This window comes from Pseudoalteromonas sp. SR44-8, assembly GCF_014163635.1.
GTDB lineage: Bacteria > Pseudomonadota > Gammaproteobacteria > Enterobacterales > Alteromonadaceae > Pseudoalteromonas > Pseudoalteromonas rhizosphaerae.
On record NZ_JACJDS010000005.1, the window covers coordinates 126,506 to 151,105 of the forward strand.

Annotated in this window: 24 protein-coding genes and 1 pseudogene; 15 read left to right on the top strand and 10 right to left on the bottom strand. The window is 40.6% G+C overall.

Going from position 1 to position 24,600, the window contains the following annotated elements; translation table 11 throughout:
• The first annotated feature begins 1 nt into the window (after window position 1).
• The 6 genes from pta to H5183_RS03690 all read left to right on the top strand — a co-directional run bounded on the left by pta (window position 2) and on the right by H5183_RS03690 (window position 5,447).
• A complete protein-coding gene (gene pta, locus H5183_RS03665) occupies window positions 2-2,152 on the top strand; it encodes a phosphate acetyltransferase (RefSeq protein WP_182730969.1) in 2,151 nt (716 codons plus the stop codon).
• A gap of 224 nt (window positions 2,153-2,376) precedes the next feature.
• The gene (locus tag H5183_RS03670; RefSeq protein WP_182730970.1) at window positions 2,377-2,775 is read left to right on the top strand and encodes an ACT domain-containing protein; all 399 of its coding nucleotides are present in this window, start codon (window positions 2,377-2,379) and stop codon (window positions 2,773-2,775) included.
• Window positions 2,775-3,269: a PTS glucose transporter subunit IIA gene (locus H5183_RS03675; protein ID WP_145233732.1), complete on the top strand. Its 495-nt coding sequence runs from the start codon at window positions 2,775-2,777 to the stop codon at window positions 3,267-3,269. The genes H5183_RS03670 and H5183_RS03675 overlap by 1 nt, the downstream gene beginning before the upstream one ends.
• A gap of 5 nt (window positions 3,270-3,274) precedes the next feature.
• Window positions 3,275-3,622: an ArsC family reductase gene (locus H5183_RS03680; protein WP_182730971.1), complete on the top strand. Its 348-nt coding sequence runs from the start codon at window positions 3,275-3,277 to the stop codon at window positions 3,620-3,622.
• Window positions 3,619-4,749: a succinyl-diaminopimelate desuccinylase gene (gene dapE / locus H5183_RS03685; protein ID WP_145233727.1), complete on the top strand. Its 1,131-nt coding sequence runs from the start codon at window positions 3,619-3,621 to the stop codon at window positions 4,747-4,749. The genes H5183_RS03680 and dapE overlap by 4 nt, the downstream gene beginning before the upstream one ends.
• On the top strand, window positions 4,746-5,447 hold the full coding sequence (locus H5183_RS03690) for a M15 family metallopeptidase (protein WP_182730972.1): 702 nt from the start codon (window positions 4,746-4,748) through the stop codon (window positions 5,445-5,447). Before dapE ends, H5183_RS03690 begins: the two co-directional genes overlap by 4 nt.
• Here the strand turns inward: H5183_RS03690 and H5183_RS03695 are convergent.
• Entirely contained in the window at window positions 5,428-6,309 is an 882-nt protein-coding gene (locus tag H5183_RS03695) for a DMT family transporter (RefSeq protein WP_182730973.1), read from the bottom strand. The two genes, H5183_RS03690 and H5183_RS03695, sit on opposite strands and share 20 nt — an antisense overlap.
• Window positions 6,310-6,649: 340 nt before the next feature.
• Here H5183_RS03695 and H5183_RS03700 point away from each other — a divergent pair, with 340 nt between their 5' ends.
• The 4 genes from H5183_RS03700 to H5183_RS03715 are packed head-to-tail and all read left to right on the top strand — an operon-like array spanning window position 6,650 to window position 9,583.
• On the top strand, window positions 6,650-8,014 hold the full coding sequence (locus H5183_RS03700; protein WP_182730974.1) for a tetratricopeptide repeat protein: 1,365 nt from the start codon (window positions 6,650-6,652) through the stop codon (window positions 8,012-8,014).
• A gap of 8 nt (window positions 8,015-8,022) precedes the next feature.
• Window positions 8,023-8,448, top strand: coding sequence for a YcfL family protein (locus H5183_RS03705; RefSeq protein WP_145233718.1), 426 nt, complete (start codon window positions 8,023-8,025; stop codon window positions 8,446-8,448).
• Window positions 8,449-8,459: 11 nt separating this feature from the next.
• A complete protein-coding gene (gene lpoB, locus H5183_RS03710) occupies window positions 8,460-9,095 on the top strand; it encodes a penicillin-binding protein activator LpoB (RefSeq protein WP_145233716.1) in 636 nt (211 codons plus the stop codon).
• A 20-nt stretch (window positions 9,096-9,115) separates the two neighbouring features.
• Window positions 9,116-9,583: a glycine zipper 2TM domain-containing protein gene (locus H5183_RS03715; RefSeq protein ID WP_149981188.1), complete on the top strand. Its 468-nt coding sequence runs from the start codon at window positions 9,116-9,118 to the stop codon at window positions 9,581-9,583.
• A 71-nt stretch (window positions 9,584-9,654) separates the two neighbouring features.
• Here the strand turns inward: H5183_RS03715 and H5183_RS03720 are convergent, their stop codons facing one another.
• Together H5183_RS03720 and H5183_RS03725 are read right to left on the bottom strand one after the other, a co-directional pair.
• Complete coding sequence (locus H5183_RS03720; protein ID WP_182730975.1) at window positions 9,655-10,872, bottom strand: pyridoxal phosphate-dependent aminotransferase; 1,218 nt, start codon at window positions 10,870-10,872, stop codon at window positions 9,655-9,657.
• Between the two features lie 106 nt (window positions 10,873-10,978).
• A complete protein-coding gene (locus tag H5183_RS03725; protein ID WP_145233710.1) occupies window positions 10,979-11,323 on the bottom strand; it encodes an Hpt domain-containing protein in 345 nt (114 codons plus the stop codon).
• A 149-nt stretch (window positions 11,324-11,472) separates the two neighbouring features.
• Between H5183_RS03725 and H5183_RS03730 the strand changes: the two genes are divergently transcribed.
• Both H5183_RS03730 and H5183_RS03735 read left to right on the top strand, forming a co-directional pair.
• Window positions 11,473-12,078 (top strand): tRNA-uridine aminocarboxypropyltransferase, encoded by a 606-nt coding sequence (locus H5183_RS03730; protein WP_145233708.1) that lies wholly within the window; start codon window positions 11,473-11,475, stop codon window positions 12,076-12,078.
• Window positions 12,075-12,854, top strand: coding sequence for a CLCA_X family protein (locus H5183_RS03735; RefSeq protein WP_182730976.1), 780 nt, complete (start codon window positions 12,075-12,077; stop codon window positions 12,852-12,854). The genes H5183_RS03730 and H5183_RS03735 overlap by 4 nt, the downstream gene beginning before the upstream one ends.
• Here H5183_RS03735 and H5183_RS03740 read toward each other — a convergent pair.
• From H5183_RS03740 to apbC, 3 genes are all read right to left on the bottom strand, one after another.
• Entirely contained in the window at window positions 12,805-15,273 is a 2,469-nt protein-coding gene (locus H5183_RS03740; RefSeq protein WP_182730977.1) for a bifunctional diguanylate cyclase/phosphodiesterase, read from the bottom strand. The two genes, H5183_RS03735 and H5183_RS03740, sit on opposite strands and share 50 nt — an antisense overlap.
• Before the next feature lie 270 nt (window positions 15,274-15,543).
• On the bottom strand, window positions 15,544-16,131 hold the full coding sequence (gene dcd, locus H5183_RS03745) for a dCTP deaminase (protein ID WP_145233702.1): 588 nt from the start codon (window positions 16,129-16,131) through the stop codon (window positions 15,544-15,546).
• Window positions 16,132-16,134: 3 nt separating this feature from the next.
• The gene (gene apbC, locus H5183_RS03750) at window positions 16,135-17,214 is read right to left on the bottom strand and encodes an iron-sulfur cluster carrier protein ApbC (protein WP_182730978.1); all 1,080 of its coding nucleotides are present in this window, start codon (window positions 17,212-17,214) and stop codon (window positions 16,135-16,137) included.
• A 176-nt stretch (window positions 17,215-17,390) separates the two neighbouring features.
• Here apbC and metG point away from each other — a divergent pair, with 176 nt between their 5' ends.
• Both metG and H5183_RS03760 read left to right on the top strand, forming a co-directional pair.
• Window positions 17,391-19,415, top strand: a complete 2,025-nt coding sequence (metG, locus tag H5183_RS03755) for a methionine--tRNA ligase (RefSeq protein WP_182730979.1) — start codon at window positions 17,391-17,393, stop codon at window positions 19,413-19,415.
• 372 nt (window positions 19,416-19,787) lie between these two features.
• Window positions 19,788-20,900: a response regulator gene (locus H5183_RS03760; RefSeq protein WP_310736577.1), complete on the top strand. Its 1,113-nt coding sequence runs from the start codon at window positions 19,788-19,790 to the stop codon at window positions 20,898-20,900.
• 243 nt (window positions 20,901-21,143) lie between these two features.
• Here the strand turns inward: H5183_RS03760 and H5183_RS03765 are convergent, their stop codons facing one another.
• Together H5183_RS03765 and lepB are read right to left on the bottom strand one after the other, a co-directional pair.
• The gene (locus H5183_RS03765) at window positions 21,144-21,458 is read right to left on the bottom strand and encodes a hypothetical protein (protein ID WP_182730980.1); all 315 of its coding nucleotides are present in this window, start codon (window positions 21,456-21,458) and stop codon (window positions 21,144-21,146) included.
• A 254-nt stretch (window positions 21,459-21,712) separates the two neighbouring features.
• Window positions 21,713-22,363, bottom strand: coding sequence for a signal peptidase I (gene lepB, locus H5183_RS03770; RefSeq protein ID WP_145233690.1), 651 nt, complete (start codon window positions 22,361-22,363; stop codon window positions 21,713-21,715).
• A 163-nt stretch (window positions 22,364-22,526) separates the two neighbouring features.
• On the opposite strand from lepB, the gene H5183_RS03775 reads away from it, so the two are divergent.
• Window positions 22,527-23,252, top strand: coding sequence for a flagellar brake protein (locus H5183_RS03775; RefSeq protein WP_259397101.1), 726 nt, complete (start codon window positions 22,527-22,529; stop codon window positions 23,250-23,252).
• Between the two features lie 54 nt (window positions 23,253-23,306).
• On the opposite strand, the gene H5183_RS03780 is transcribed toward H5183_RS03775, so the two are convergent.
• Window positions 23,307-23,561, bottom strand: coding sequence for a DUF2999 family protein (locus H5183_RS03780; RefSeq protein ID WP_145233688.1), 255 nt, complete (start codon window positions 23,559-23,561; stop codon window positions 23,307-23,309).
• A 62-nt stretch (window positions 23,562-23,623) separates the two neighbouring features.
• Window positions 23,624-24,585, bottom strand: a pseudogene (locus tag H5183_RS21930) (zinc-binding dehydrogenase).
• Window positions 24,586-24,600 lie beyond the last annotated feature (15 nt).

Here is a 24,600-nt window from a genome sequence, read left to right on the forward strand (position 1 = left end):
TATGGCACGTCGAATTATGCTAGTACCTATCTCTACTGGGGTTGGTTTAACATCGGTCTCAGTCGGATTAGTGCGTGCGTTAGAACAAAAAGCGGTCAAAGTTAATTTTTTCAAGCCCATAGCCCAGCCTCGCTCAGGTGAAACGGGCCCTGAAAAATCAACACAAATTGTCACCCAAGGCTCACCTATTACACCACCTACTCCTTTTGCGCTTGATTATGCAGAGCAAATGATCGGGGATGGAAAAGGTGATGATTTACTTGAAGAAATTGTTGAGCGCTTTGAAAATGCCATAGGCAACGATGTAGTCGCAATTATCGAAGGTATGGTCCCTACTCGCCGCCAACCTTATGCAGGTAGAGTAAACCGCGAAATAGCACAAACTCTCGGCGCTGACATTGTGTTTGTGCTCACTCCTGGTAATGACAGTAACGATCAAATTGAAGACCGCCTAGAAATTGCAGCCGGGTATTATGGCAGTGTTGACCATGCCCGCGTATTAGGCTGTATTTTTAATAAAGTAAATGCACCACTGGATGATGAAGGCAGAGCACGCGCAGATCTCGTGGAAGCACATAAACCCGACGAGCTTGACAATGAGCTCAATCGCTTAGCATCTTTACCTATTTTTAGAAAACATCCGTTTATGTTACTTGGCTCGATCCCATGGGATTTTGAGCTGGTTGCTCCGCGCGTTAAAGATTTATGTGCGTATTTAAAAGCTGACGTGATCAACGAAGGTGATATGGCTCATCGTCGTCTACGCCGCGTAACATTTTGTGCCAGAACAGTGTCAAATATCTTAAATCATTTTACCCCAGGCGCACTGCTGGTGACCCCAGGCGATCGTTCAGATGTGTTAGTTGCGGCCTGTTTATCAGCCATGAATGGCACTAAATTAGGAGCTATCTTATTAACTGGTGGTTTTAAACCTGAGCCACGGATCATGACCTTGTGCGAACAAGCGATGGCCACTGGCCTGCCAATCCTCAGTACAGATGCTGACACCTGGCGTACTTCATTGCTACTGCATAACTTTAATATGGAAGTACCGTGCGATGACGTACAACGAATTGATAAAGTAAAGCATCATAATGCCAGCCATATTGATTCTGACTGGTTAGATACGCTTGCTAAAAGTGTCGGAAAAACTCGTAAAATGTCACCTCCAGCATTTCGTTATTTACTCACGGATAAAGCCCGCCAAGCGGCAAAAACTATAGTGTTACCTGAAGGCAATGAGCCTCGAACAATAAAAGCCGCCGCTATTTGCGGTCAACGTGGTATTGCGAAGACCATTCTATTGGGCGATCGAGAAGAAATTGAACGTATCGCTATACAACAAGGTGTTGAGCTAAACGAAAATGTAACCATTATCGAACCTCATGATGTGATCAACGACTATGTTGCGCCTATGGTTGATATTCGTAGAAACAAAGGCCTGACTGAAGTGGTTGCCCTTGAACAGCTCCAAGACAACGTTGTGCTTGGCACTATGATGTTAGAGCGTGGTCAAGTCGATGGTCTGGTCTCGGGTGCAGTAAATACAACCGCCAACACCATTCGTCCGCCGCTGCAATTAATAAAAACAGCACCAGGGTCATCATTAGTCTCGTCGGTGTTTTTTATGTTGCTACCTGATCAAGTACTGGTATACGGGGATTGTGCCATTAATCCTGATCCAACCGCTGAGCAATTAGCCGATATTGCCATTCAATCTGCAGACTCAGCCGCCGCATTTGGTATTGAGCCACGAGTAGCGATGATAAGCTACAGCACCGGCACGTCAGGCACTGGGGCTGATGTAGAAAAAGTCCGTCTGGCAACAAAGTTAGCGCAACAAAAACGCCCTGATCTGATCATCGATGGTCCTTTACAATATGATGCGGCGATTATGGAAAATGTCGCACTTAAAAAAGCACCAAATAGCCCAGTGGCTGGTAAAGCGACGGTGTTTATATTTCCAGACTTAAATACCGGTAATACCACTTATAAAGCGGTGCAACGAAGTGCTGATTTGATAAGTATCGGCCCAATGTTGCAAGGTATGCGCAAACCCGTCAATGACTTAAGCCGCGGTGCTTTGGTTGATGATATTGTCTATACAATTGCGCTTACTGCTATCCAAGCGGCACAAGCCGAAAATATTTAACACCATGGGTAAAGTGATTGCATGATGATCACTTTACCCTGTGCATTTCTTTAGCTAATAAAAATTATGAATAAAATAAATAGCTTAGCGTTGTTATACCTCCCTATTCCCAACCTTATCCACAGAAATTGTGGACAACATTGCTCTTTTATTTAAGTAAGATAATCTATACTATTGATCAGTATACACAGATGGGAAGTCTCACAATTAAAAAAGGGGTAGCAATGTCTAAGCAAACGTTACAACTGCATAGTACGGCCTTTACCATTCATAGCCTTGATGTTGATAGCGAGATCCCCGCTGCTTTATTCAAACAATCAATGTTTATTATCGCCAAAACCAACGATGAGTTATCTATTGTTTGCCCTAGCCAGTTCGCTATTGAAAGCCTTGATGCTGAGCACGATTGGCGCGCGTTAGAAGTGATCGGTCCACTTGGTTTTTCCTTAACCGGAATAATGGCAAATATTTCTGGAGTTTTAGCCACAGCAAATATCTCTATTTTTGCTATTTCAACCTACGACACCGATTACGTTTTAGTAAAACAACAGCGTATTAAAGATGCCATCAGCGCGTTAAAAAAAGATGGCTATCAGTTTCTCAATGAGCCCAAATTAACATAATGAAATACACGGATATTAGTTATTTACCACAACGTCAGTTAGCGGCTAACAGTATTGCAATTTGTAGCCCTTTTAGTGGTAAAGTTGCCCCATTAAGCGAGCACCCAGAACCCTTCTTTAGCTACGGCACACTTGGCCCAGGGATAATGGTTGCCCTGAGCAATCATAAAATATTAGCGCCCTTTGATGGTACATTAATGCAAGTAAAAAATGCCGGTACTGAATTTATTTTACAAGCCAACAATGGCTTAAAAGTGCTTCTAAATTTATATTTAGACCAACAGCAACACATTAAACACACTCATATAGCCCAACTCAACGGCAGTAAAATAACCAAAGGGCAACGGCTCGCTTATTTTGATCTTAGAGATCTCAATAGCCCCTTACTTGCCAGCCTTATTTTACTTAACGGGCATCAACTTAAACCAATACATTATTCTTTATCTCAGGTTACAGCTGGGGTAGATACTCTTTTAACACTAACTAAGAAGTAATTAATATGACGACTCTTTACGGCATTAGTAACTGCGACACTATAAAAAAAGCCAAAAAATATTTAACCGATAACAACATTGACTTTAATTTTCATGATTACCGTAAAGACGGCATAAGCCTTGATATGATCACTGAGTTTGCAATGCACATCGACTGGCAAGATCTGGTCAATAAACGTGGCACAACCTATCGCCAATTATCAGATGAGCAAAAACAGAACCTTGATAAACACACTGCCTTGGCAATTTTGGTAGCACAACCGGCAATGATCAAGCGCCCAGTGCTTATTCGCAACAACAGCTACCATTTAGGTTTTAAACCAGCGCAATACGATGAGATTTTTGCATCATGAATCATCCCGTCATCGAACTTGCACAAGCCTTAATACAGCGTCGCTCAGTCACCCCTGAAGATGCAGATTGCCAAACTATAATGAATGAGCGATTGGCACAGCTTGGTTTTAATATTGAATCACTGTTTTTTACTGACACCCAAAATACATGGGCGCGTAAAGGCGACAGCTCACCGCACTTTTGCTTTGCAGGTCACACTGATGTAGTACCAACAGGACCAGAAAAGAACTGGCAGCACCCGCCTTTCTCTGGCTTTCTAGCCGATGGCATGTTGCATGGCCGTGGTGCGGCTGATATGAAAGGCTCTTTAGCTGCCATGGTGGTAGCAACCGAGCGATTTGTAACTAAACACCCCGATCATAAAGGCTCAATTTCTTTTTTAATTACCTCTGATGAAGAAGGCCCTTTTATCAACGGCACCACGCGAGTAATCGATACGCTGGAGGCCCGAGGTGAAAAAATAGATATGTGTTTGGTTGGCGAGCCTTCATCGCGTGATGTACTGGGTGATGTCGTTAAAAATGGCCGCCGAGGCTCACTGACTGGCTTTTTAACTGTTAAAGGCATACAAGGTCATGTGGCTTATCCGCAACTTGCTCTAAACCCGATTCATATTGCAGCGCCAATGCTTGCCCAGTTGAGTCAAACGGTATGGGACAACGGCAATGAATTTTTCCCTGCTACTAGTTTTCAGATTTCAAATATTAATGGCGGCACGGGAGCTGGCAATGTGATCCCAGGTGAGCTTGAAGTGCAATTTAATTTTCGCTTTAGTACCGAAGTAACTCACCAGCAACTCCAGCAACGAGTTAACGACATTCTGGCTGAATATGATTTTGCATACGAGCTGAGTTGGATTGTTAATGGTCAGCCATTTATCACCGAAGGCGGCCCGCTTATTGATGCCACGGTTGCAGCTATCAAATCAATAACTGGCTTAAATACCGCACTTGAAACCACTGGCGGTACTTCAGATGGACGTTTTATAGCACAAACCGGCGCTAAGGTTATTGAACTTGGCCCACGTAACGACACCATTCATAAAGTGAATGAGTGCGTTAATTGTGATGATCTCATTGCACTTGCTGATATTTACGAGCAAATTCTAGAGCAACTTTTAACATGATCCCTGCTAAGCTCACATCGCAGCAGTTGGCTGAGTGTGCCTGTGGTAAAGACGAGCTACTGCTTGTTGATTATCAAGATCATAAACTGCATAAAGACATTATTGATGACTTTATGCAGTTGCAAAATGCAGCTCGCGATGCAGGCTTTGCACTGACTATTGCATCAAGCTTTCGTAACTTTGAACGTCAAGCATTGATTTGGAATGCTAAATTTAATGGTCATCGACCTGTGCTCAATAAGCAGCAACAGCCCGTTGATTTAGCCTCCATGACAGACATTGAAAAATGCCATGCCATTATGCTTTATTCAGCCCTACCGGGAAGCAGTCGCCATCACTTTGGTACTGATCTTGATATTTTTGACCAAGCCAGTGTTTCTGATGACTATCAGCTGCAGTTAGAGCCGCACGAATACCAAGACAATGGCCCTTTTGCAGCGCTGACCAAGTGGCTTGATAGTCATTTAGAAAAGTATGGCTTTTATCGCCCTTATCAACATGATTTAGGCGGCGTTGCGCCTGAACCTTGGCATATTAGCCACATAGTGCAATCTGACATTTTACTACAACATCAGAGTTTAACCGTATTAGCTGATACTATAAATAACAGTCAGCTTGCCGGCAAAGCTGCTATTTTGGCGAATTTGCCGCAACTGTATCAGCGTTACGTGCTGAATGTCAGCCCTGCGGCTGTTTAGCCAGTAAAAAAACTAGCACAGCGCCAAGAATAACGGCGCTAGCAATAACAAACTGAATGCTTAGTTCTTCCGCTAAAAATAACATCCCTGCCAATGCAGCTATCACTGGCACACACAGCTGAACCACTGCGGCTTGACTGCTTTTTAATAAGGGTACGGCAACATACCAAGCACTATAGCCAATACCCGACGCAAGAGCACCAGATGCACATGCAAGCGCGATCCCCTGCCAACTGATCCCCGATAAATAACCAAAACCCACGATCAACAATATCGGTAATGCAAATAAACTACGCACAAAATTAAACGTTGTGGTTTTCAGTGGGGATAGGCACACTTTTCCGCGAATACTGTATATCCCCCACGCAATACCGCTAATCGTCATTAATAATGCTGGGCTCATTGACGGCATCGTTGCCGATGGCAGCATTAAATACACAAAACCAATGACAGCGATAATAAATGCACACCACTGTACAGTCGTGAGTCGCTCCTTGTTGAAAATCCCCCAGCCAATCATAGTCAATTGAACAGCAGAAAATAAAATCAACGCGCCAGTTCCAGTGTCCAATTCTACATAGGCAATTGAAAAACATAACGCATAAACCAGTAAGCTAACACTGCTGCGCCAACTACCACGTTCATGCTCTGCATTATTAAGATTGTTATCTTCCCTAGCTACAGACTCTGTTGGTGTTGCTTGTATAAGGAAAATAAATCCTAAACACAATGCGCCACTGAATAGCCGCAAAGCTGTAAAATTCCATGGATCAATGTAATTTTGTGCTAATGCCATACGACATAAAAGAGAATTAGCTGCAAATGCCACTAGGGCGAGTACCGTAAACAGTGTTGCTTTCAAAGTGATCCTTAGTTTTAATCTTGCTAAGCATTAAACCCTATGAGGTGAGTTATTCTATCGTTTAGTAGTCGGCAACCACTCGATCCATTAATTAATCAACATAATAAGAAAATCAGCTACCTGTTTGCCTGAAGTATCTATTTATACAGGATTGCCATAATAGCGCAAAGCTTACCTATTGTTTTGATCATTCGAATGTATCGTGCAACAACTCAGTGACCAATGATCGCGTAACTATTTCTTATAAACACGGTGATTGCTACGCTTTTTTACATTGTTTAACATCTTCTCTGGATTAGATTATGCTAATCTGTATTAACGCTTATAAAAGGAGTGCCATGTGCAACGCAGTGTTATTTTTGGCTTTTGTGTCATGCTAAGTGGATGCAGCACCATTGGGTTTAGTGATCTTTTTTCGGATTACGCCTCCCAAATGTCGCCTGTACGCCAAGCTATTAAGACCAACAATATCGACCAAGCCCAGCAGCTATTGCCGACTAATGGGCAGTCACATAGTAACTACTTGCTCAATCAATTAGAGCAGGCCCGTTTAAGCAATTTAAATAATCAAAATGAGGCTGCAAGACCACAGTACGAAGCGGTATATCAGCAAATGGAAATAAAACGCCAAGCAGCAAAAATACAAGTAAGCGCAGGGCTTGAACAAAGTAACGCCCTTTTTACCAATGATTCAGTCATTAGCTATACGCCAGCGGCTTATGAAATGAGTATGCTGCACAGTTACCAAGCACTTAATTATATATATCAACATAATATTGAGGGCGCATTAGTCGAAGTTCGCCGTGCAAATAAAGTACAAACAGATGCGTTAACGGCTAATCAAGACGACATAGATGCTAGCGTAAAAGCAGCACAAAAACATTACCCAAGTATGGATGAGGTGATCAAAAACGTAAAAAATGGCTATCAAAATGCGTTTACATTTTATCTGTCAGGTTTGCTCTATCAAAGTAATAAGCAATACGATGATGCCTATATTGATTATAAAAAGGCATTAGAGATCAACCCTGAAAACACCTATTTGCAGCAGGTTGTACTGCAATTAGCAAAACAGCAAGGATTTGATCAAGATTTTGCCGAGTATAAAAAACGCTTAGCTGAATTGCCAAAACAAGTCGCCAACAGCGGTGACGTTGTGGTCTTGATCGAACAAGGTTTAGTGCCAGAAAAAGATGAATTTGTGTTGCGCCTGCCGATTAATACATCCGGTGGTGATGCTCGTTTTTATAGCTTAGCGATGCCCGTTTATAAAGATAGAGCCTATATACCAACGGTTAATGACATTAGTATCGGAACACAGACTTTACCTTTGAGTCCATTGGTAAGAATAGAAGCGTTAGCGGCTAAAACACTTGAAGAACAAACACCTGCAAGAGTATCGAGGCAAATACTAAGGTTAGTCGCTAAAGAAAAAGTACGGGCAGAGCTGGCTAGAAGTGGCGGCGATGTGGGTAATATACTCGCTAATCTATACAACCTAGCCTCTGAGCAAGCAGATACCCGCAGTTGGTTAACTTTACCTAATCAAATAAGTGTTGCGCGCACCCAGTTAACAGCAGGAGACCATGTTTTAAAACTTGCCAATCAGAAAGACATAAACTTTACGGTTAGTAAGCAAGGGTTAACCTTGATTTATCTAACCTCTATTAACAACTATTTTAATTCCCATGTAGTGCAACTTTAGGAGCTATCATGAAATATTTAGTGCCATTATTAACGGTCTGTCTACTTGCTGCCTGTACCAGTAGACCGACTACATCAGGTATAAGTGTTGAACAAGCTTCAGCGCAATACCAACAACAGCTAAAAGTCGATAATCCTGCACTAGGTAAAAAGCTGGCCATTAGTGATGTAAAGACTCGCCAAACGAATCAATTAACTGATGTTGTTGTCACACTTTCGAGTCAGTATAAAAAATCACAATATTTACAGTATCAATTTACCTGGTATGACGGCGATGGTTTTGTGATCAAAGGCAATCATTCTCCTTGGCAATCATTGACTTTATTTGGTTTTGCTAACGTGCAACTGCCTGGCCTTGCACCTACATCTGATGCGGTTACATTTTCATTAGCGGTACGCGAAGTATCGACACAAGCACAAGAATTTAAAGATTAAAGGACACCATTATGAATACAGTAAACACAACTAAAAAACCAACGCTTAAAACACTCTCGGGTTTTGCGTTGTTAGGTTTGAGTGCGCTTGCCCTCAGTGGCTGTGCCAATAAAGCCGTAGTCAGCTACGGAGACGCACAAGCTGTAGAAACAACTGATATTAACTTCGGTTCAACTGACTTACAAAAAGTCGCTAGCCAAATGACGGATTCACTGTTGGCATCACCTGTGGTCGGCACATTAACAGCTAATACTCGACCAATCGTATTTGTTGAACGTATAAAAAACAAAACCAGTGAACACATTGATACTGAATCAATTACCGATTCAATTTCAACACAATTATTGCGCAGTGGTAAATTTCGTTTTGTTGATATGGGCCGCGTAGAAGCCGCTCGAGAACAATTGAACTTTCAAAATGATGATGCCCTAGTAGACCCAACTAAAGCGATTGCATTTGGCCAACAAGTTGGCGCGCAGTATATGCTTTATGGCAACCTGTCGAGCATCGTAAAATCGAATGCCGATAAAGCCGACGTATACTATAAATTCACAATGCGCTTAATGGATTTAAAAAGTGGCTTAGTAGAATGGGCGGACGAAACAGAAATTCGTAAAACCCGCGAAAAATCAACCTTTGGCTGGTAATTCAGCTGAGGAGGTAAATGATGAATAAACTCATACTTGGGCTGTGTACAGCCCTGCTCATCAGTAATCCAAGCTTTGCCGCATACGAACGCAATAAAGCCGTTCCTGTCCAGCAAGTACTATTTGGCAGTGTTCAATCTGTACGTAATATTACCGAGCAAGAACTTGTTCAAGACAAAAATAGTGGCTGGAAAACCTTTGGCGGTGCATTACTTGGTGGCGTTATTGGTAACCAATTTGGCGGCGGCAGTGGTCGCACCGCAGCAACTATTTTAGGCTCGGTCATCGGTGGCAGTGTGGCGAACAACAGGCAACAAAGCAGCCATTATAATCAATACCACTTAGTCGAGTTAATGATCAAAGTTGAAAATGGTGAACAATTTATGGTGGTACAAGACAAAGACAATCAAATGATATTTAGAACTGGCGACAGCGTGCGCTTAGTATATTTATCAGATAATACAGTCCGCGTTGATAAAGCCTATTAAGCTATTACATTAAACTAAAAAGCGAGCAGTATTAATGCTCGCTTTTTAGTATTTATAACTTTATTACTACGTTAGCTTTGTCTGTAATCGCTGAAAAAGCGTTGCATCTTACTCATAGCAGTCGTTAAATCATCTTTGTTAGGTAAAAATACCAATCTGAAATGATCTGGATTTGGCCAGTTAAATGCTCTTCCGTGAACCAGTAAGATCTTTTCTGCTTTGAGTAAATCTAAAATCATTTTTTCATCATTTTTGATATTAAAACGCTCAGTATCTACTTTGGCAAATGCGTACAATGCTCCTTTTGGTTTTGCACACGAAATACCTTCTATCGCATTTAAACCACGCCATGCAATATCACGTTGTTCGTATAAACGCCCACCGGGATTTATTAAATCATCAATCGACTGTACGCCACCTAATGCTTGCTGGATCGCATATTGTGCCGGCACATTGGCACATAAACGCATAGAGGCTAAGATATCTAAACCTTTACGTAAATCATCCATCAATGCAGTACGGCCACTTAATACCATCCACCCCATACGCAAACCCGCTGCGCGATAGGTTTTTGCTAAGCCATTAAAAGTAATGATCGGCACATCATCACACAGTGCACCAATGGAGCTGTGCGTGATCCCATCGTATAAAATCTTCTCGTAGATTTCATCACTCAATAACAGTAATTTATGTTCACGTGCAATATCAATTAACTGCTGTAAAAGTGCGTCGTCGTATACTGCACCCGTCGGATTATTAGGGTTGATCAGCACTAATGCTTTAGTTTTTGACGTGATTTTACTTCGAATATCAGCAATATCAGGGAACCAATCTTGCTCTTCATCACATAGGTAATGGACTGGATTACCACCCGCAAGTTTGACTGAAGCGGTCCACAATGGATAATCAGGTGCTGGGATCAACACCTCATCATCATTATTCAGCAAAGCTTGGGTCGTCATTTGAATTAATTCACTGACCCCATTACCAATATAAATATTATCGACGTTTAGATTATATAAACCACGTTGTTGGTAGTGCTGATAAATAGCCACACGGGCTGAGTAGAGGCCTTTGGAGTCACAGTAGCCTTGGGCTGAATACAAGTTACGAATAATATCGCGGTGCATATCTTCAGGCATATCAAACCCAAATGCCGCAGGATTACCAATATTCAATTTTAAAACTTTTTGGCCTTCATCTTCCATTTTGCGAGCCTGAACTAACACCGGCCCACGAATGTCATAACAAACGCCTTGTAATTTATGACTCTTTTTAATTTCTGACATTTTTACCTCTACTAGTGGAACAGCTAGATTAACCTAGTAAAGGGGCTAAATACCAGTGGATTTAATACTTCAAAACTGAAATAAATTCACGTCTGGGTATAGCTAACTAACGGCTTTGTAACCAATCAGTTAACTTAGCTGCTGAACCGGCAACTTGGTTGTCAAGCTGCTGAGCTGCCGCAAGCGCCTGAGAAACATCATTATTATTTAAGCTTTGTTCAATTTCTCTGGCCACCTGAGATAGACTGCTGGCACCAAACTGCGCGGCATTTGATTTTAAACTATGAGCATGGCGACTTGCGACTTGGATATCACTATGTATTGTAGCCAATACTTCAGAGCCTAATCGTTCAAATTCAGCACAACAAAAAGTCAGCGTATCGCTAAATTGCTCGCCTAATAACGATTCCATACTTTCCAATGCGCTTTCATCAATGACTATTGTATTCATTATTCATCCTTTTGTATTTAGCAACACTAAACCAGTAACTTATACTATTTTATACTTTATCGTTCTATAGAAAAAAAACCAACTAATTGTCTCATTAAGCGTATAATTAGCGGGTTTTTCAACTTATTGCTATTAAACAAGATTATTTTATGTCCCGTTCATTGTGTGTTAATTGTAAATTTAGTCTACAAACGTGCCTTTGTGAAGATTTGTCGGTACTGGAAAATAAACTCAAAGTTATAATTTTGCAGCATCCTAGCGAAGTAAAAATCACTAAAAACACCGCCCGTTTACTCACACTGTGCCTAACGCAATACGACATCATGGTAGGAGAAACGCAGGCTGATTTTGCACAACTAAGCACACTACCCGTTGCCACAACAGCCTTACTCTACCCTGATGATAATGCCATCCTACTGGATGATGAAAGTACCGCAGCACAACAATTTAAAAGCCGGTTAAGTCATCTAATTGTAATCGATGGCACCTGGAAAAAAGCATTTAAGATCATGCAACTTACCCCAGCCCTTGCGGCTTTTAAAAAGGTCAGCTTTACGACGATCCCACAAAACCGATATCGTATTCGCAAAGCTCCCCGTGCAGATAGCCTCTCCACATTAGAAGCGGTTGCACATAGTTTAGCCTTGATTGAGCATATTAACCCTGAACCTCTGTACCACGCACTGGAAGCACTCAACAGCAAACAAACCCAGTTTATGCCTGAGCATGTTAAAGCGCGTTATCAAGCCAAATGAGTGCCAATAATCGCTTAAAGCGCGGGTTTTACCGCCAGGGACCGGATTATCGATTTGATGACCAAGTTGACTTTAGTGATATCCGCGATACATTTGGTTTTCGTACTATGGTGGTGGGTAAATGGGTCACCAAAGAAGAACGCTTTATTAGTGCTAATTTAATTTACGACGCACTAGCCGATTTAGCGCAAATACTGCAAGTGCCGCCAAAGACCATTGGTCTGAGGGGGAAACTCAATTTTGCTTTTGGCCATGGCGGTCAACAACACGTCCAAGCACATTATAATAGCCGTACTCGAACTCTTGCGCTGGCAAAAAATGCAGGTGGTGGCGCGCTGGCGCATGAATGGTTTCATGCGTTTGATCATCACATAACTAAGCACATATTTCCCCAGCATTCGCCACAGCATTTTGCCTCTAAACTTTGGCTGGAGCACACGATTGAGCAAAGTCACCCACTAAACTTAGCATTAAATAAGTTTTACCAAGGAGTATTTCTAGAACCAACCGGTCAACACGCTAATCAATATGTTTTAGACTGTATAGAATTTGATAAACAACAGCAGCAGTTTTATATGAGTATGCCTGAAGAGCTAGCTGCGCGTAGTTTTGAAGCATGTATTGCTTGTAATGAGCAGATCGTTAATCACTTTTTAGTCTCTGGGCTCAATAGCTCAGCACTTATTTATCCTAAACACGATAGCTTGAAAATTTGTAATCACGCACTTAATAATTATTTTTCCCAATTAGGTCAACGACTTTTTCAAGATCATTAACAAATACTGTGGTGGTTTCAAGATTTTCTTCAAGCCACTGCATGTAATCGTCAAACGGTAATGGTCGTGAAAAAAAGTATCCCTGACCAACTTCACAGCCATAGCTTTGTAATTTAGCCATACTTTGGCTATCTTCTATCCCTTCGGCCACTACGTATGAACCCAGTGATTTGGCAATATCACAGGTAGCACGACAAATTGTTTGATCATTTTTAGAGTATTCAATATTCATTACAAATTGCTTATCTATTTTTATTTCATCAAAGCCCATTTTGCTCAAATACGCGAGTGATGAATACCCCGTGCCAAAGTCATCAATTGCTATTTTAACGCCAATTAAACAGTAATCATTCAGGGCATTTTTTATATCAACCCCTTCAAAGAGTGTTGCCGATTCCGTTAGTTCTAACATTACATTAGCCGGGTTGAGTTGATGCTCATTCAACAACGTTATAAATAACACTGGTAAATCTTTACGCAGCAAATCTTTAGCCGAAATATTGATAGATACAATATGCTCAGGCAATAATACAATCATTTTCTTTTGATATTGCAGTGCTTGCGTAATAACCCATTCGGTTAAATCTGAAATTATCCCTGATGATTCAGCAATAGGGATAAATAAATCAGGGGGAACATTACCCAATTGTGGATGCTCCCAACGTAATAAAGCTTCCGCGCCGTGCACTTTACCGGTGTTTAGATATATCTGCGGTTGAAAAAATAAACTAAGCTGATCGCATTCAATGGCTTCTTTTAGAGCTGATGCAATCGCAATGCGCCGTTGCGATAACGTCACATTCTCTATATTAAACATATGCCAGCGTTCACCATGAAGGGGTTTAACCGCCAGTGCTTGCAGCCCTCGCTGGACTAGTTGTAATGATGTACTGGCATGTAGAGGATAATTTGCTACACCGATTTCAACTTTATCAATTAAGTGAATACGTTTATGAGTGAGACCCTCAGCAAAGACACTATTAATCACACATACAAACTGTTCTATTTGGCTTAACTCTAGCTTGCCGATTATCACGACCCCATAAGTACTGTCATCTAACCTGGCAATACAACGACTATGCTGATGGTTAGCTTCAACACACAATACATTCATTGAGGCTAATTGCTGCGCTAATTTGCCCATGGTTAATTTTATCTGCTCATTTACATGTTCATAGCCAAAATTTGCTCGAGCATTAATCAGTACAGCAGGCCTAAATAACAATAAAGAATGTTCGATTGCTAATTTCACCTCGCTATCAAGGCGCTTAATTAGTAACTGTTTATTGGGTAGTTTTGTATCGTCGTCATGAGTAAGACTGTAACTATATTGCTTAACACACTTACGCTCATGAATAAGTAACGCCATCACAGCAGCAATCACATTTACCACCAGTAACACATCGTTAAATTGCTGTATCTGTGCACCTGCCACCAGCGTTGCTTGCCAACATAACGTTTGTAAAATCACTGCAAACCAGGCAAGTACAAACTTAAATTGCACCACTTTTTTGGTATTACTTAGCCAATAAAAAAATAAATAACTCAGCATCACTAACATAAAACCTAAACATAGAATTACCACGGTTAGATGTACTGATTGCTTCATAAAACAGCTTAAGATGGCTGCAAAACAAAATAAACTTATATAAACTGTTAACTTATCTTGTCGAGCATTTAAAAGGTTCTGCGACTGTAAATAATGGATAAAGTAAAAATTAATCACCCCCAATGCCAGCACTTGAAATGAAAACTGTAGCTTTGTATACCATAAAGACGCAAATTCAATATTAAAGTAATTCAATACCCCTTTTGCTATTAAGAACTCGCTTAACACACATACAAGGTATGCAAGTAGGTAAAGTGATTTTGCTTGATAGGATAAACCGTATACAGTGCCAACAACGGCAATACACAACAGCAATAATCCTGTTATCAAAAAGAAATTTCGCAGTTTAGTGTTGGTCAACTTAGCAAAATGCGTACCTGTAGAAAGCCCAACACTGAGCCATTCATCTTCACTGTGACGAACATAGACTACAGCCCAGCGAGTATCTTCTTCTGTAGGCAAAATTGCATGTGGCAGTACCTTATTAACGTAACGGTATGCATCATTATTTACTTCAGCTAACGGGTTGAAATTCTCATCAAGAGTATAAAAATCAAGCTGTGCTAAATGGGAGTTATCTGCATAAATTACCTCAATCTTTGATTGCGACTGTTTATCCAAATCAATAATAAACCAATAGCCTTGCTCTGCCTTGATACGAACATGTGATAAATCTGTTTTTGAGTCTGTAGCGACAACTTGTTCTAGTAAAGGTTTGGTAGTTTGAAAAGGCGTATTTGCTGGCACTATCCAGCCACTGGAAATCACTTCATCAGCCAGCAAAGGCGTTGTAGCAGTGATGCTAAACAATATTAACAAAATCTTTATACAATATGTTCGCGCTAATATGCTTGCCTGATCCACTGTCACTCCATGTGCATTATATAAATAGTACATTATAAAACTATAATTAAAGTATGGAGGTATTAAGTGAAATTGCCAGTAAATAACCTAAACTTGGGAATAATATGTCAGTAAAATGCTTAAGCAGAGTGTATGGTAATTAAATCGAGTGATTATATTCTTAAGTAATAAAAGGCCTATCAAATGATAAGCCTTTATTTTAAAGCTATATTTTAATTAGTTACTATCATCACTAATACGACTTGCAACTGCGCTGGTTTGATCTTTATATTTAGCATCTTTACGCGTGTTGTACGGATTTTCAGCAGGGCCTGACATGGTCTCAAAGCTCATAGCGCCGATTTTCATCATTGGTCGTAATGCCAACGGCAATTTACCGGAGTTATAAAACTCTAACACGATATTACCAGACCAACCGGGATCAATCCGATGGGCCGTTACATGCACCATTAAACCTAGACGTGCCAAAGATGAACGGCCGTCAAGCCAGCCAACGATATCTGCCGGCAACGTGACTTTTTCATAGGTCATCGCAAGGGCTAATTCACCTGGGTGTAAAAAGAATGCATCGCCCTCTTTTAACACGATTTCATCGCTCATTATTGATTCCATTGCTTTATTAAGCTGATCTTTTGGACCACTTAAATCAACATAAGCTGCTGTATGATCTTGAAATACACGAAACTTATTACCTAAACGTAAATCTGCCGTTACCCCAGAAATCATTTCATCGGTCGGACTTGGCTCAATAATAATACGCTGTTGGGCAATATATTCTTTAATATGGGTATCTGATAATCTCATTAATTAATCATCCGTAATCACAATTTCGACTGAATTATGATGGGGTTGTTGATAGTAAAGCATACTGGCAATCAGCCGCGCAGCATCAGCATATGTTTCACTCACCGCAGCCTGGTTATCCATCGCAATTAATTTGCCTTGCTCTGAGTATTCGCGAATATCAATCGCCAAAGGAATTTGCGACAACACAGGCACACCATGACGCTGAGCTAATTTTATTGCGCCATCCTTGCCAAACACATGATTTGGTTTGCCGCAATGTGAGCATAAAAAATGACTCATATTTTCAATCAAGCCCAATACTGGCACATTCACTTTATTAAACATGGCAATGCCTTTTTGCGCATCAGCAAGTGCTAAATCTTGCGGAGTCGTCACAATCACCGTGCCACTGGCAGGTACTTTCTGACTCATAGTAAGTTGAATATCCCCAGTTCCTGGTGGCATATCTACAATCAGGTAATCAAGTTCACCCCATGCAGTTTCATTTAACAGTTGCGTTAATGCGCCCGACGCCATCGGTCCACGCCAAACTGTGGCATCATCACTAGGCACTAAAAAGCCAATTGATTGTGCTTTGATGCCATTAGCGTCAAATGGTAGCAATTGCTTGTCATTTTTAGCCGTGGGTGTTGCTCCTTCAAGGCCTAGCAACATTGGAATAGACGGGCCATAAATATCCGCATCTAAAATCCCCACTTTCGCGCCTTCAGCTTTGAGTGCGCCCGCTAAATTTACCGCTGTGGTTGATTTACCCACACCACCTTTGCCTGATGCAATCAACACAATATGTTTTATCGCTTTGAACTTACATGCTTCAGTCAGCTCAATGCTTGCGTTAATTGTCACTGCTTGATTAAGTTGTTGGCTTACAAACGCTGCTACCTTTGGCATTTCAGATAACGCAGCAAATGGCAGCGTTAAATGAAGCAATATTGATTTATCATTTTTTGATTCAATGCTTTTAATGAATTTTTCATCAATGCCGACAGCAAAAGCGGCACTGCGATACCCTGCTAAGGCAGTAAGAATCGGTTGTTTTTGCACCGATTTAGAGGAGAATAGTTTCGACAATCCAAACATAACAATAAAATAGTGTTTCTTTGATGAAAATTGCCTCGGAATTATGTAACATTCAGGGCATTAACACCAGTCAATTAATGAAAATCGGCCAACCACGAAGGTGTTTCCTTTAGGTTTGCTGATAATATTATGATTTTCATCCGTTCCTTAACAGGAACCGTCAATTCGGAATGATTATGGCACAGCGAAAGATCCTCATTACCAGTGCATTACCTTATGCCAACGGCCCAACACATTTAGGCCATTTATTGGAATATATTCAGACTGATATCTGGTCACGTTTTCAAAAACTACAAGGCCACGAAGCTTATTATGTTTGCGCCGACGATGCCCATGGCACGCCAATTATGCTCAATGCACAAAAGCAAGGGATCACGCCGGAAGAAATGGTAAAAAATGTCAGCATTGAACGTCAACGTGACTTTGCAGACTTCAATATTAAATTTGATAACTACCACAGCACCCACAGCCAAGAAAACAAAGAGTTCAGCGAGCTTATTTATAATCGCTTAAACGATGCCGGTCATATCAAAAAGCATACTATTTCACAGTTATTTGATCCTGAAAAAGGCATTTTCTTACCCGATCGCTTTGTAACTGGTACGTGCCCAACCTGTAAGTCTGAAGACCAAAATGGCGACAGCTGTGACGCATGTGGCGCAACATATAGCCCAACAGAGCTTATCAATCCGCGCTCTGTGATGTCAGGTGCTGAGCCAGTACTTAAAGACTCTGAGCATTACTTTTTTAACCTGCCAGCATTTGAAGGCATGTTAAAAGAGTGGCTTCACTCCGGCACTATTCAGCAAGAAATGGCCAACAAACTAGACGAATGGTTTGCCGATGGCCTGCAACAATGGGATATCAGCCGCGATGCGCCCTACTTTGGCTTTGAAATCCCTGGTGCGCCTGGTAAATATTTTTATGTCTGGCTTGATGCGCCAATTGGTTACATGGCCAGCTTTAAAAACTTATGCGACAAACAAGGCATCGACTTTGATGCATTTTGGCAAGAAGGCTCTGACGCTGAGCTTTACCACTTTATCGGTAAAGATATTATCTACTTCCACAGCTTATTTTGGCCAGCAATGCTTGAAGGCGCAAAATTCAGAAAGCCAACCAATGTATTCGCGCATGGTTTTGTAACGGTTAATGGCGCTAAAATGTCTAAATCGAAAGGCACGTTTATTAAAGCGCGTACATATTTAGACAACCTCGACCCTGAGTTTTTACGTTATTACTACGCAGCTAAACTTAACAGCGGCATCACCGATCTTGACTTAAACTTAGAAGACTTTGCACTACGTGTAAATTCAGACTTAGTTGGTAAAGTGGTTAACATTGCCAGCCGTTGCGCCGGTTTTATTACTAAAAAGTTTGACGGTAAATTAAGTGACACTGTCATGGAGCCGCAATTATTAGCTGAATTCCAAGCAGCGACCGATACCGTTGCTCAGCACTATGAAAACCGTGATTATAGCCGTGCTATTCGTGAAATAATGGCGCTTGCTGATAAAGCAAACCAATTTATTGATACCGCAGCACCATGGGTATTAATTAAAGACGAAGCAAAGCAAGAAGAAGCGCACCAAGTGTGTTCGCTTGGGCTTAACTTATTCCGCGTGTTAATGACTTACTTAAAACCAGTATTACCGGGTATGGCGGCAAACGTAGAAGACTTCTTAAATGATGATCTATCTTGGCAAGGCGCGCAAACTGCGCTTGTTAGCCACCCTATCAATAAATTTAAACCGTTAATGCAACGTGTAGAAATGGATAAAGTAAATAAAATGGTCGAAGAATCAAAAGAAAGCTTACTCGCTGCAAAAGACAAAATCGATCCAAACAGCCCTTTGGCAAAAGAGCCTATTGCAGCTGAAATCGAATTTGACGATTTTGCCAAAGTAGATTTACGTGTAGCGAAAATAGCCAAAGCAGAGCACGTTGAAGGCGCTGATAAGCTACTTAAACTAACGCTCGACTTAGGCGGCGAAACACGCCAAGTATTTGCAGGTATTAAATCAGCCTACGCCCCTGAAGACATTGAAGGCAAACTTACGGTTATGGTTGCCAACCTGAAGCCACGCAAGATGCGCTTTGGCATGTCAGAAGGCATGGTACTGGCAGCAGGCCCTGGCGGTAAAGAAATTTATATTTTAAACCCAGACGACGGCTCAGAGCCAGGTATGCGTGTAATGTAATTCGACTTTAACTAGTTAACACTAAAAAGCCGTTGTTTTAAACAACGGCTTTTTTAATTGCCAGAACAAATTGTTTTTTCAGCCAATTTTGCAACACATTCAGCGTCAGAAAAAACGAAAGGACGCAATAACAATCTATTTGGTTCTATTTCCTGCTGCATACTTTACCTAATTGTAGTTCTTAAGCTAGACATTACAAAATTTAGCATGAGTGCCTATGTAATTAAAATTACTTGCCTTTTATTATTTTAAAAATAAGCTGACCTCCAAGCCTGCGCTCAAAACATAAATGAGTTTATTATTTGCGGGTAACCATTTCCATGGCTATTATCAAATAATGCAGCATAAGGATAATTAAATTTAGGAGTGCATGTGAAAATATTGTCCATCGACGATAACCCTCAAAATAGAAATATCATGGAAATGGTGCTATCTAAGCAATATGACATTACTTCATCTGATGGGAGTGAACCTATCTTAGCTTTGATGGAAGAGCATCAGCCACAGGTAGTACTGATGGATATCTTACTTAGTAATGACTTCACGGGTTACGATTTAGTTAAAGAGATAAAGGAATGCGGTGCGTACGACGAGTGTGAAATTATATTTATCTCAGCCTTAACATCGAGTGAAGACAAACTCGCCGCTTATGGATATGGAGGCGATGACTATATTGCTAAGCCAGTCGATTTCAAAGTACTTTGTGAAAAATTAAAACGTGTTGAGCTGCGTATTACAGAGCGTAACAACTTAAAAGAAATGTTCGAAGTAGCTTCATCTACCGCTTTCACATCTATGCAACAGGCAAGTGAACTTGGAGATTTAGTAAAATTTTTTACCGACAATCTTGAAGTAACAGATCTGAATACCTTATTTAGCAACATCCAACGCTATTTTACCAATGTAGGCGCGAGCTGTTGTGTCGAGTTTCGAGTAGCAAAGCAATATCACCAATTTCCACAACACACTATTACTGGCTTAGAAAAAGAAATTCTTGAGTTAGGCCGAGGAGCCAAGCGAATAGTGCCATTTAGTTCCAATTTATTATTTAACTCGCCTACCTGCTCAATGATAGTAAAAGGGATCAATGCAAGAGATGAAGACTTACTTGGCCGTCTTCGCGATAACTTTGCTATCTTACTTACCATTGTAGAAAGTAGAATAGACTTTATTGAAGAACAATTAGAAAAAAGCAATATACGGCAAAGCGCATTAAATAACCTTAAAAGTCAACTTGCTGAAGATTTTGGCACGATAAAAAAGTTATGTTTAGAGCAAGATAAACAAATAAGAATACTCGTTAATGATTTATCTCAAGCGGTGCAATCAAAAATGATTATCTTAGGGTTGGATGAAGAACAAGAATCGGAGCTGATGGGGTTAGTAGATGAGACAAAAGAAGTTGTAGAAGAAACATTGGTACTATCTTTCACTCTAGAAGATAAACTTCAAGCTATAACAAAACGCCTTAAAGCTGTTGAATAAGTGAAAAATTAGCACATAACATCTCTACAGGTTGCATCATTACCTTAACAGATTTGTTAGCTCAATTTTTGTAAATGGTCGTTGAAGCGCATTACATCTGCCATTTCATATTGTAGGGGAATGTTCAATTGATATTTGAGGTGAATTTATAGCTCATTATGCAACTTAACGCATTGCTAATTGGCTGCCGCAGTGCAGTGGAAGCCATTTTAGTTTGTGGCCGGAACGAAATTAAGCAATTTTTTATACGTTTTTGCATTTACTTTTTTCATGGCTGCCACTTGCTTTTAGGTGAAGGTTTTTAACCGAGGAGTTAGCATTTGCGAGTGCGACATAAACCTCAGCAACCATAACTGGGCCCGCACAATAGTCAACGACTAATGTTACCAGTGAAAACTTTAGTTGTTTCAGCTTGCTTTCTAATTTTGCTGAGTTAAGTTCTTCATCCATGCTGTTTATTGAATAGCTAGTTTCCTTTACAAAAATTGTGACTGACTCATCGGCAAGAACTTTGTCACTTATTGCCAAAAGAAACGCAAAAACCAGAATGTAATGCATAAATCCTCCAAAACATATAACAATTCTGTCTGCGATATTTATCTTTTTATAAATGCAGCAATATACAAAAATGCTAGAGATCAGTAATATCTGACAAAATCATAAACACTATTTTTATATACAGTTTATTGTTAGGTGAGAGTCAACAACGCTAAATTTAATCGCTAAGCTATTTTAAGTTTTAGCGCTGTTATTTTTTGCACTACTATTCTTTATCAGTGCTATCCTTTACCAGACTATAACAGCGCTTACTATTACTGTAATTCTTTTAGAAGCCTGTTTTTACGTGGTAAATAATAGTCATCGTAATCCAGTGAAACTATCACCCGCTTTGCCCTTCCGAGCAATTCAGCTCTTGGTACTAAGCCTATTACTCGTGAATCAGCACTGTTATCACGGTTATCCCCCATTGCTAAATACATATCTGTAGGGATGATAAGTGGATCAAAATTTTGCATATAAGAGCGCTGCTTAGCGAGTTTTACGGTATGTTTTATGCCATGCAAATTCTCTATTTCCACTCGGTTTATGGCGGTTTCAGCTACAGTTTCGTAATCAAGCTTTTCACCATTAATAACAAGTTGATTATTAACTAAAGCAACAGTGTCGCCCGGTACACCTATCACTCTTTTTATTAGGCGATTTTGTGCCGCAACAGAATCAAATACAATAATATCGCCGGCCTCTGGCTCGGCTAGTTTAACCAGCGAAATTTTAGTAAAAGGCACTCGTAGGTCATACGCCATTTTATCTGTCAATATACGGTCGCCCTCAACAATGGTTGGCTGCATTGAACCTGTGGGTACTTCGTACCAGTCAGCCACTGCACTTCTAAAAACACACATCAGCGAGATAAATACGATTAATGAGCGGTTATTTTTCCATATTTTATAAAGGTATTTCACAGTTTTGTTCCATAAGTTAGTATGTTATTTAATAGACAAAGCAGATATTTATCAGTTCAATCAACTTTGTAACAAGGCGTGTATTACTTCTATTAATTAAGGCTAATAAACTAATACCAGTCGTTTTTCGTAGTGATTTTTTAGTTCTTTTGATGGATACTATTTGGAAACAAATAATAATAACTACGTATATATGGAAATTACACAAGACAGACCAGCGCAAGCTAGCAAAGCTAAGTTTTGCTTAGACTTACTGCCAGGTAAATTAATCGACATTCAGTTCACCAACCCATTAAGTGTCAGATTTAAACTCTCTTTAGTTGGCTATGAAGCTGGTAAGTATTTAATTTTAAAGTACCCTGTCCAAGCAAAAAAGAGCCAATATGCTGATGTGTTAAAAGAAGGCAATGGCGCAATTGTACGCTATATAGTCGAAGGTGAACGTGGGGAGTGCGTCGCTTTTTCGACCACTATATTAGCTATTTCTTTTCGACCAGAAAAGTTACTTTACCTTGCTTACCCTAAGAATATTGAGAGTCGGCAACTGCGTGAAGTCAGCCGTTTACAAACCCATATACCAGCAAAGATTAGCATTAATAAATCGCATAGTTATGGCAGTGAAAATCTATTGCAAGGTTTGATCATCGATATTTCACCGACTGGTTGTCGCTTTACTGTGCATGTTAATTCAGGGTTTTTAGCGCTTAAGAAACGCCCCGTGTTTGTGCATGTTCTATCGCCTATCGACAACAGTGCCGTGGTGATCAGTGCGCATGTGCGCAACAATCAAATGCAGGGAGATCGTTTAAGTGTGGGCATCGAGTTTGCCGCACATGAACAACAAAAAATGCAAAACTTATTGGCCGCTTACACGATAGACATTGCTTAATAATTGCATGTTTAACAAATGAGAGTAACTAAATGTACTCTCATTGATAACTCGTTATTGGTTTTTAAACTGCTGCTTAGCTTTTTCAAGCTCACCTTCACCAATACCAAGTGAATCAGCGGCTTCTTTTATTAAATGAGGCTGGGTCATTACTAAGCCCATTAGTGCTTGTAACTTCTCTGGTGGAATACCGAGTTGCTGCACAAGTGCCATTGCCATCATTGGGTTTTGAGTAAATGCTTGAAAAAGTTCGTGTACTTTTTCATCGCTAACATTGTGCTCTTTTAATGTTGCTATAATTGGGTTCATGTTTTTGCCTTAAATCGCTTTATAGTTGCCCATAGTTATATGGGCAAATATTGGTTTTTAAACTACTGAACTAATAATACAACTTTTCCGGCATTTTCGTTTCGTTCAAGAATGGCGTGTGCCTCACCAGCGTCTTGCCAAGGCAACGTTTTATAAATATTAAAATCAAACTGTTGATTTGCTATATCGTCATAAAATTTTGCTACAAACTCATCGCGTAGTTGGCGTTTAAACGCTTGACTGCGATTGCGCAGTGTTGAGCCATGAAACGAAATACGCTTTTGTAACAAGAGTGCAAAATCTACTTCTGCGAAGCGACCATCTAAAAATGCCAGCATAATTATTTGGCAATCCATGGCGGCGATTGCTGCATTTTTACTTAAATAGCGCCCAGATACCGGATCAACAATCACGTTCGCCGTTAAACCATGGTTTGCATGTAAGCAACAAAATCGTCGGTTTTGTAGTTGATTACATGATCGGCACCAAGCGCTTTGGCGTGTTCGCACTTTTCATCGCTACCTGCGGTAATAACAACCGTTGCCCCAATACGTTTAGCCATTTGAATAGCTGCCCCACCCACGCCACTTGCGCCAGCATGGATCAGTGCTGTTTGGCCTGCTTGTAACTTACCAAGTTGAAATAACGCACCAAACGCGGTTAAGTATACTTCGCTGATCGCTGCACCTTGCGCCATAGTTAAATCACTTGGTAAAGCCATTAATTGTGCTGCATCGACCGCCACATATTCGCTATATGCACCGCCTGCACACAAAGTAAATACCGCTTTATTAAGCCAGCTTTGATCAACCTCGGTGCCAAGCTCAATCACTGTGCCTGCGCATTCAAGCCCTAAAATGGGGCTGTCGCCCTGTGGCGCTGGATACTTACCTTGACGTTGCATACAATCAGCGCGGTTCACGCCGATAGCAGCGACTTTAATTAACACTTAATTAGTTTTTAATTGCGGTTTAGCGGTGTCGCTTAATGTTAAATGCTGATCTTGATGAGAAATAAATTGCATTGCAGCTCCTGAATT

Excerpts from the sequence above, each read along its gene's own strand:
- H5183_RS03705 (WP_145233718.1), top strand. The coding sequence starts at position 8,023 with ATGAAATATTTAGTGCCATTATTAACGGTCTGTCTACTTGCTGCCTGT.
- H5183_RS03730 (WP_145233708.1), top strand. The coding sequence starts at position 11,473 with ATGTCCCGTTCATTGTGTGTTAATTGTAAATTTAGTCTACAAACGTGC.
- dcd (WP_145233702.1), bottom strand. The coding sequence starts at position 16,131 with ATGAGATTATCAGATACCCATATTAAAGAATATATTGCCCAACAGCGT.
- H5183_RS03680 (WP_182730971.1), top strand. The coding sequence starts at position 3,275 with ATGACGACTCTTTACGGCATTAGTAACTGCGACACTATAAAAAAAGCC.
- H5183_RS03670 (WP_182730970.1), top strand. The coding sequence starts at position 2,377 with ATGTCTAAGCAAACGTTACAACTGCATAGTACGGCCTTTACCATTCAT.
- H5183_RS03675 (WP_145233732.1), top strand. The coding sequence starts at position 2,775 with ATGAAATACACGGATATTAGTTATTTACCACAACGTCAGTTAGCGGCT.
- H5183_RS03735 (WP_182730976.1), top strand. The coding sequence starts at position 12,075 with ATGAGTGCCAATAATCGCTTAAAGCGCGGGTTTTACCGCCAGGGACCG.
- H5183_RS03690 (WP_182730972.1), top strand. The coding sequence starts at position 4,746 with ATGATCCCTGCTAAGCTCACATCGCAGCAGTTGGCTGAGTGTGCCTGT.
- H5183_RS03765 (WP_182730980.1), bottom strand. The coding sequence starts at position 21,458 with ATGCATTACATTCTGGTTTTTGCGTTTCTTTTGGCAATAAGTGACAAA.
- H5183_RS03725 (WP_145233710.1), bottom strand. The coding sequence starts at position 11,323 with ATGAATACAATAGTCATTGATGAAAGCGCATTGGAAAGTATGGAATCG.
- H5183_RS03715 (WP_149981188.1), top strand. The coding sequence starts at position 9,116 with ATGAATAAACTCATACTTGGGCTGTGTACAGCCCTGCTCATCAGTAAT.
- H5183_RS03780 (WP_145233688.1), bottom strand. The coding sequence starts at position 23,561 with ATGAACCCAATTATAGCAACATTAAAAGAGCACAATGTTAGCGATGAA.
- lpoB (WP_145233716.1), top strand. The coding sequence starts at position 8,460 with ATGAATACAGTAAACACAACTAAAAAACCAACGCTTAAAACACTCTCG.
- H5183_RS03720 (WP_182730975.1), bottom strand. The coding sequence starts at position 10,872 with ATGTCAGAAATTAAAAAGAGTCATAAATTACAAGGCGTTTGTTATGAC.
- apbC (WP_182730978.1), bottom strand. The coding sequence starts at position 17,214 with ATGTTTGGATTGTCGAAACTATTCTCCTCTAAATCGGTGCAAAAACAA.
- dapE (WP_145233727.1), top strand. The coding sequence starts at position 3,619 with ATGAATCATCCCGTCATCGAACTTGCACAAGCCTTAATACAGCGTCGC.
- metG (WP_182730979.1), top strand. The coding sequence starts at position 17,391 with ATGGCACAGCGAAAGATCCTCATTACCAGTGCATTACCTTATGCCAAC.
- pta (WP_182730969.1), top strand. The coding sequence starts at position 2 with ATGGCACGTCGAATTATGCTAGTACCTATCTCTACTGGGGTTGGTTTA.